This is a genomic window from Tateyamaria sp., assembly GCF_059783535.1.
Map to the genome: position 1 here is coordinate 1 of NZ_JBYNDP010000051.1, position 6782 is coordinate 6782.

Genomic DNA, 6782 nt, shown 5'->3' on the forward strand with positions numbered 1-6782 from the left:
ATCCTGATTGGTGCGCTGGTGGCGGGAATTGATGCCGGGCGGTCCTATACCGATTGGCCCCTGATGGGTGGTCAGGTGTTCCCGGCCAGCGCCTTTGTCTTTGAACCGTGGTGGCGCAACCTGTTTGAAAGCCCGGGTCTGGTGCAGTTCAGCCACCGCGTGACGGGTTATCTGTTGTGTGCAATTGCCGTGGTGGTCTGGCTGCGTGGCCGGAAATCGGCCCATGAAAACACGCGCTTTGCCTTCAATGCCGTCTTTGCCGCAATGAGCCTGCAGATCGTTCTGGGCATCGTGACTGTGCTGTATGGCGCGCCATGGCAAGTGGCGATCCTGCACCAATTCTTGGCCGTTGTGCTCTGGGCGTTGATCCTGCGCGCCCGGTTCCTGTCAGCCTATCCTATTGCCACATCTATTCGAGGAACGTCCTGATGAAAGCCTTTAATGACCTTCTGGCCTTCGACCACACAACCCAAGCTTTGGGGCAGGTCGCCGGGCGTTTGGGTTGGGATCAGGAAACCATGATGCCACGCGGTGCGGCTGCCCAGCGGGGCGAGGAAATGGCGGCGATGGAGAGCGTTCTGCATGCCCGCCGCACGGATCCGCAGGTTGGGGAGTGGCTGGCCGCCATTGATGCCGGTGGGCTGGATCGTGTTGGCGCGGCCAAGCTGCGAGAGATCAAGCGGGGCTATGACCGGGCCTCCAAAGTGCCTGCGGAGCTGGCGGCACAGATTGCACGGGTCACATCGACAGCGCAGGGCAAGTGGGCCGAGGCGCGCGAAGCCGATGATTACAAGGCGTTTGCCCCAGTCCTGGACGAGGTGGTCACGCTCAAGCGCGAAGAGGGTGCCGCCCTGGCGAATGGCGGGGAGATCTATGATGCGATGCTTGAGGACTATGAGCCGGGCACCACGGGCGCGGATCTGGAAGCGATGTTCGGCGCACTGCGTCCTGCACTGACCACTTTGCGTGCAGCCATTCTGGAGCGGCCGGCCCCCAAGGGTGTTACCGGCTCATTCGACGAGATGGCCCAGCTTCAATTGAGCACGCTGCTGGCCAAAACCTTCGGGTATGACATGGGCCATGGGCGGATCGACAAGGCGGTGCATCCGTTTTCATCCGGATCAGGGACAGACGTGCGGATCACGACCCGTACGAACCCCGAGGACCCGTTCAACTGTTTCTATTCGACCATCCATGAGGTCGGTCACGCCTGCTATGAGCAGAATATCGACAATGCCTATCTGATGACTGCGCTGGGGCGCGGTGTGTCGATGGGGGTGCATGAAAGCCAAAGCCGTATCTATGAGAACCAGCTGGGCCGTAGTCGCGCCTTCACAGGCTGGCTTTATGGGCAGATGCGCGATGCGTTCGGGGATTTCGGCATCGACGGCGAGGACGCGTTTTTTGCTGCGGTGAACACGGTGTCCAAGGGCTACATCCGGACCGAGGCGGACGAGGTGCAGTACAACCTGCATGTGCTGTTGCGCTTTGATCTGGAGCGGGCGCTGATGTCCGGGGACCTTGATGTCAATGACTTGGAGGCCGCATGGAACGATCGGTTCGAGGCTGATTTCGGCTATGCCGTCGATAAGCCATCAAACGGCGTCTTGCAGGATGTGCACTGGTCCGTGGGCCTATTCGGCTATTTCCCCACCTATTCTCTGGGCAATGTCTATGCTGGGTGTCTGCACGAGGCATTGCGTGCGGCGGTGCCGGACCTTGATGCGCAACTTGCTCGAGGGGAGACGTCGGCAGCGACAACGTGGTTGCGCGATAATTTGCAAACACATGGCAGCCTGTTTGAGCCACGCGAGGTGATCGAACGCGCCAGCGGACGCGTGCCCGGACCAGAGCCGCTGTTGTCCTATCTTGAAGACAAGTTCGCGGGGATTTACGGGCTTTAACGCCAGCGCCCCTGTATTGCCACAGTGTCGGCGAAGCACTGTCGCAATGCGCGGCGATACCACTTGTGATAGTAGCAACAGGTGGATGCCATGCGGTTGGTTCTTGCTTTGGTTCTTGTTTGTTTTGGCGCTTCTGCAGTTGCAGAGCAGGGGCGCGAGCGTGCGCTTTTCGAGCATGTATTGAATGATGACAAGGCAGCCGTTCAGTCGCTAATCGACGACGCACAAGACGCTTTTTTGCGCGGTGAGTTGAGTGCGGATGATATGCGCGACCTGTTCATTGTCTTGTCACGGAGCCATCCCAAAACCACTGCCTTTGTCGACAGCTGGCTGCAGCAGGATACAGGCAATCACTATGCGCGCATCGCGCGTGCCTGGAGCCTTTGGAATGCCGCCGGTACAATCGCGTCAAGCCGCAATGGTTGGAGCTATGACGTCGCGCGCAGGATGCGGGAGCAGGGTTTGCTGCACGCCCGGTTTGCCTACGCCGCGGCGCCCGATCTGATCCCGGCCTCTGATGCAGTGATTGTAATGTATGGCTATGACAAACAGGTGGGCGATCCTGTCGCCGCTGTAAATCGTGTCATGGACAGTCATCCGAACTGGGGCACTCTGCAACGTGCATATGACTTCGTCGGGCGCTACGGAACCGAGGCGATATCCACCTTTTGCCAGGAATATGCCACTCGGATCTCGGACGAGGCGCGGACCTTGTGCCTGATGTATGGGCAGACGGTTTATGGTGACGTGAGAAATCAAGACATCGCTGAATGGCCGGATTACAACCCCGACAATCCGGACATGGTGACGGTCAGATTGCTGAACATGATGAATAATTTTGGTCACGACACAGTGTCCGAAGCTCAATTGGACTGGATTGAAAGTGCGTTCGTGAGCACGGAACCGGATCTGTATGAACTGATGGATCTGGACCGGTGGGCGAACACGTTCCAAAACCGCTTCGGCCTCTACCACAAGCGCCGCAACATGAAGAACAAGATGCGGCGGGCTCACCTTGAGCGTAGTCTTGCGTTCCTCGAAATGGACCCGCTCAACCTTCGCCTTTTGGACATGGTTGAGGATGTTCAATTCGAACTGCCGTGGATCACCGTTTTTAACTCAGATGGCAGCGCGACGACACGGCGCGTGAACAGCAACGAAAGCGATGCGGACAAGGCAGTGCGGCTTGAAGCGCTAGCCAACCAGCAGCGCGACTTCTCCGTTCGCAGGCTTCATGCAGCGCCGTACTCAAGCGAGTTTTGGCACAAATATGCGAGCGCGCACATCCAAAGCGATTTCAGTCAATACTACGCTTACGAAGACGCCAAAATAAACGCGCTTGTCTATGAAAGTGACGTTGTTCGAGGGCTCGATTTGTATCTTCTGTCAAAAACCCGGCAGGTACAGGCCTACTACGGCGCCCAAAAGGATGGTGCGACACCGCAGTGGGTCAAGGCCGCTGAAAGCGTGGACTTTGAACGGGATATTTTGTGCCCATTTGTACGCGCCGAGCGGCTGCGGGCGCATATTTGCGAGCATGACGCGGATGTGCACCCAAGCTGCGCCGAACACATTCCTTTGATGGAGGAAAGCTATGCCATCGTCGTGGACATGGCACGCGACACACCGCATTGCGACGCGGTACGCGAGGCCGAGATCGACACGCTTTGGTACACGCCGATCCCGCTGCAAGATGTTCTGCCGCCGCTGGAGTGACGATCAGCCTTCGCCGCCGTCTTCCTCTTCATCGCTTTGCTCCGCAATCCAAGCGACGCTGACCACTTCTTCGCCTTTGCCAGTGTTGAAGACGCGTACACCTCCAGCGCTGCGCGAACGGAAGCTGATGCCATCCACGGGCACGCGGATCGACTGGCCCTTGGAAGTGGCGAGCATGATCTGGTCATCCAGATCAACAGGGAAGGATGCCACGATATCGCCGCCGCGCATGGCCTTATCCATCGCTGCCACGCCAAGCCCACTGCGACCCCGGACGGGGTAGTCATGGCTGCTGCTGAGCTTGCCTGAGCCTTGCGCCGTGATCGTGAGGATCAGGTTCTCGGCCGCAGACATCTCGGCATAACGTTCCTGGCTGATTGTGGCGTTGGCGTTGGCTTCTTCCTCGTCCGATGTCTCGCCATCATCGACCAATCCAGCCACAGCGCGGCGCATCTTGAGGTATGCCGACCGTTCGTCGCTGGTGGCGTCGAAGTGGCGGATGATCGACATCGATACAACGCGGTCCGATCCGCTCAGTTTGACACCACGCACCCCGACGGAGGAACGGCTGTTGAACACCCGTACGTCAGTGGCAGGGAAACGGATCGCGCGGCCCGAATTGGTGACCAGCATCACGTCGTCATCGTTTGATGCAATGCGTGCGTTGATCAGGGTTGTGTTGGCATGCTCATCTTCGAACTTCATGGCGATCTTGCCGTTGCGCATGACGTTGGTGAAGTCGGACAGCTTGTTGCGGCGCACTGTACCGGCAGAGGTGGCAAACACGACCTGAAGGTCATCCCATTCCTTTTCATCCCTGTCGACCGGCATGATCGCTGCAATGCTGACACCTTGCGGGATGGGAAGGATATTGACGATCGCCTTACCTTTGGATGTGCGGCCACCCTGCGGCAAGCGCCATGTCTTGAGCTTGTAGACCATGCCGTCGGTCGTGAAGAACAAGAGCTGCGTGTGCGTGTTGGCGACGAAGAGGGTGGTGATCACATCCTCTTCTTTGGTTTGCATGCCGCTGACACCCTTGCCGCCGCGCTTTTGGCTGCGGAAATCGGCTAGTGGAGTACGCTTGATGTAGCCGCCCGACGTCACGGTCACGACCATATCCTCGCGTTCGATCAGGTCCTCGTCTTCCATGTCGCCGGACCAATCGACGATCTCGGTGCGGCGGGGCACGGCGAACTGGTCTTTGACCTCGGTCAGCTCATGAGAGATGATGCCCATGATCCGCTCACGGCTACCAAGAATTTCAAGGTATTCCTTGATCTTAGCGGCAAGTTCTTCAAGTTCATCCGTGACTTCCTTAACGCCCAGTTGGGTGAGGCGCTGCAGGCGCAGTTCGAGGATGGCGCGGGCCTGAATTTCGGTCAAATTGTACGTGCCATCATCATGCATTTTCGACAGCGGATCATCGATAAGACGCAGATAGCCTTCGATGTCCGCTGCGGGCCAGCGCCGTTCCATAAGTTTGGCGCGCGCCTCGGCGGCGTCGGCGGATGCGCGGATGGTTGCGACCACTTCGTCCACGTTCGACACGGCGACAGCCAGACCACACAGGATATGTGAGCGGTCGCGGGCTTTGCGCAGATCGAATGCTGTGCGACGGATGACAACTTCCTCACGGAAGTCGAGGAAGGAGGTCAGGAAGCGCCGCAGCGTGAGCTGTTCGGGGCGTCCGCCGTTCAGCGCCAGCATGTTGCAGCCGAAGGACGTTTGCATGGGGGTGAAGCGGAACAGTTGGTTCAGCACGACCTCAGCGGTCGCATCCCGTTTAAGCTCGACCACGACACGCACGCCATTGCGGTCGGATTCGTCCTGAACGTGCGAAATGCCTTCGATCCGTTTGTCGCGCGCCGCCTCGGCGATGCGCTCGATCATCGTGGCCTTGTTCACCTGATAGGGGATCTCATCGATGATGATCGCATAGCGGTCCTTGCGCAGCTCTTCGACCCGCGTTTTTGAGCGGACAATGACGCTGCCGCGCCCTTCTAGGTAGGCTTTGCGCGCGCCGGAACGACCCAGCATGATGCCACCCGTCGGGAAGTCGGGGCCGGGCACGTAGTCGATGAGCGCCTCAGATGACAGGTCGGGGTCTTCGATCAGCGCGAGGCAGGCGTCCACCACTTCGCCCAGATTGTGGGGCGGAATGTTTGTGGCCATGCCGACGGCGATGCCGCCTGCACCGTTGACCAGCATGTTTGGGAAGCGCGATGGCAGGACGGTGGGTTCGCGGTCTTTGCCATCGTAATTGTCTTGGAAATCAACGGTATCCTTGTCGATGTCGGCAAGCACAAAAGCGGCGGGCTTGTCCATCCGCACTTCGGTGTAGCGCATGGCAGCGGGGTTGTCGCCGTCCATGGAGCCGAAGTTGCCCTGACCATCCAGCAGCGGCAGGGACATCGAGAAATCTTGCGCCATACGCACGAGGGCGTCGTAGATCGCGCTGTCGCCATGGGGGTGGTATTTACCCATCACGTCGCCCACTGGGCGCGCTGATTTGCGGTAGGATTTGTCGTGGGTGTTGCCGGTTTCGTGCATCGCATAGAGGATGCGGCGGTGCACCGGCTTCAAGCCGTCGCGCAGATCGGGGATCGCACGGGAAACGATGACCGACATGGCATAGTCCAGATAGGACGTACGCATTTCGTCTTCGATCGAGACCGAAGGGCCGTCGTAAGCTGGCCGCTCTGGCATCATTTCATCATCGTTTTCAGGAGGTTGGGGCGTGTCGTTCACGTTAATCTGCTCGTTCTGTCGCGTGCGCTATATATTGAGGTGCAGTCTATCAGAAAGCGCAGATAGGGTGCAATGGGGCGGAAGCCATGCTTGTTAGCAGTCTGCCGCAACCGGTGCTAAAATATTGTTTTCATTGAAAATTAATCAGTGATCGGTTCTGCTGGTCCCAGAGCAGAAAAAAGGAGGCCAAAAATGGCGGATACGGAAACCGAGTTAATGTTGAAAGGATATGGTCTGACGACTGCCGAAATATTCTATCACATGCCGGATTACAGGCACGTGTTGAATACCTTTGTCTGGCAGGATTATGACCTTGCCCCAGACCATCCACGCCTGTTCAAGTTCATCGATTTCTGGAAGGCGGAGATTGAGGGCGCATTGCATTCCGTGCGCTTCACCCATCGCAAGATG

Annotated in this window: 5 protein-coding genes; 4 read left to right on the forward strand and 1 reads right to left on the reverse strand. The window is 58.2% G+C overall.

The genetic code is table 11. From position 1 onward, the window contains the following. From AC6RA8_RS11555 to AC6RA8_RS11565, 3 genes are all read left to right on the forward strand, one after another. A partial coding sequence (locus AC6RA8_RS11555) for a COX15/CtaA family protein (RefSeq protein ID WP_500352902.1) occupies window positions 1-429 on the forward strand: 429 nt, incomplete at its 5' end. After that, a complete protein-coding gene (locus AC6RA8_RS11560) occupies window positions 429-1904 on the forward strand; it encodes a carboxypeptidase M32 (protein ID WP_500352903.1) in 1476 nt (491 codons plus the stop codon). The genes AC6RA8_RS11555 and AC6RA8_RS11560, both read left to right, overlap by 1 nt. A 90-nt stretch (window positions 1905-1994) precedes the next feature. Further along, the gene (locus AC6RA8_RS11565) at window positions 1995-3620 is read left to right on the forward strand and encodes a hypothetical protein (protein WP_500352904.1); all 1626 of its coding nucleotides are present in this window, start codon (window positions 1995-1997) and stop codon (window positions 3618-3620) included. Between the two features lie 3 nt (window positions 3621-3623). On the opposite strand, the gene gyrA is transcribed toward AC6RA8_RS11565, so the two are convergent. Further along, entirely contained in the window at window positions 3624-6371 is a 2748-nt protein-coding gene (gene gyrA / locus AC6RA8_RS11570) for a DNA gyrase subunit A (RefSeq protein WP_500352905.1), read from the reverse strand. A gap of 192 nt (window positions 6372-6563) precedes the next feature. Here gyrA and AC6RA8_RS11575 point away from each other — a divergent pair. Continuing rightward, the coding region (locus AC6RA8_RS11575; RefSeq protein ID WP_500352906.1) for an usg protein at window positions 6564-6782 on the forward strand (219 nt) is incomplete at its 3' end.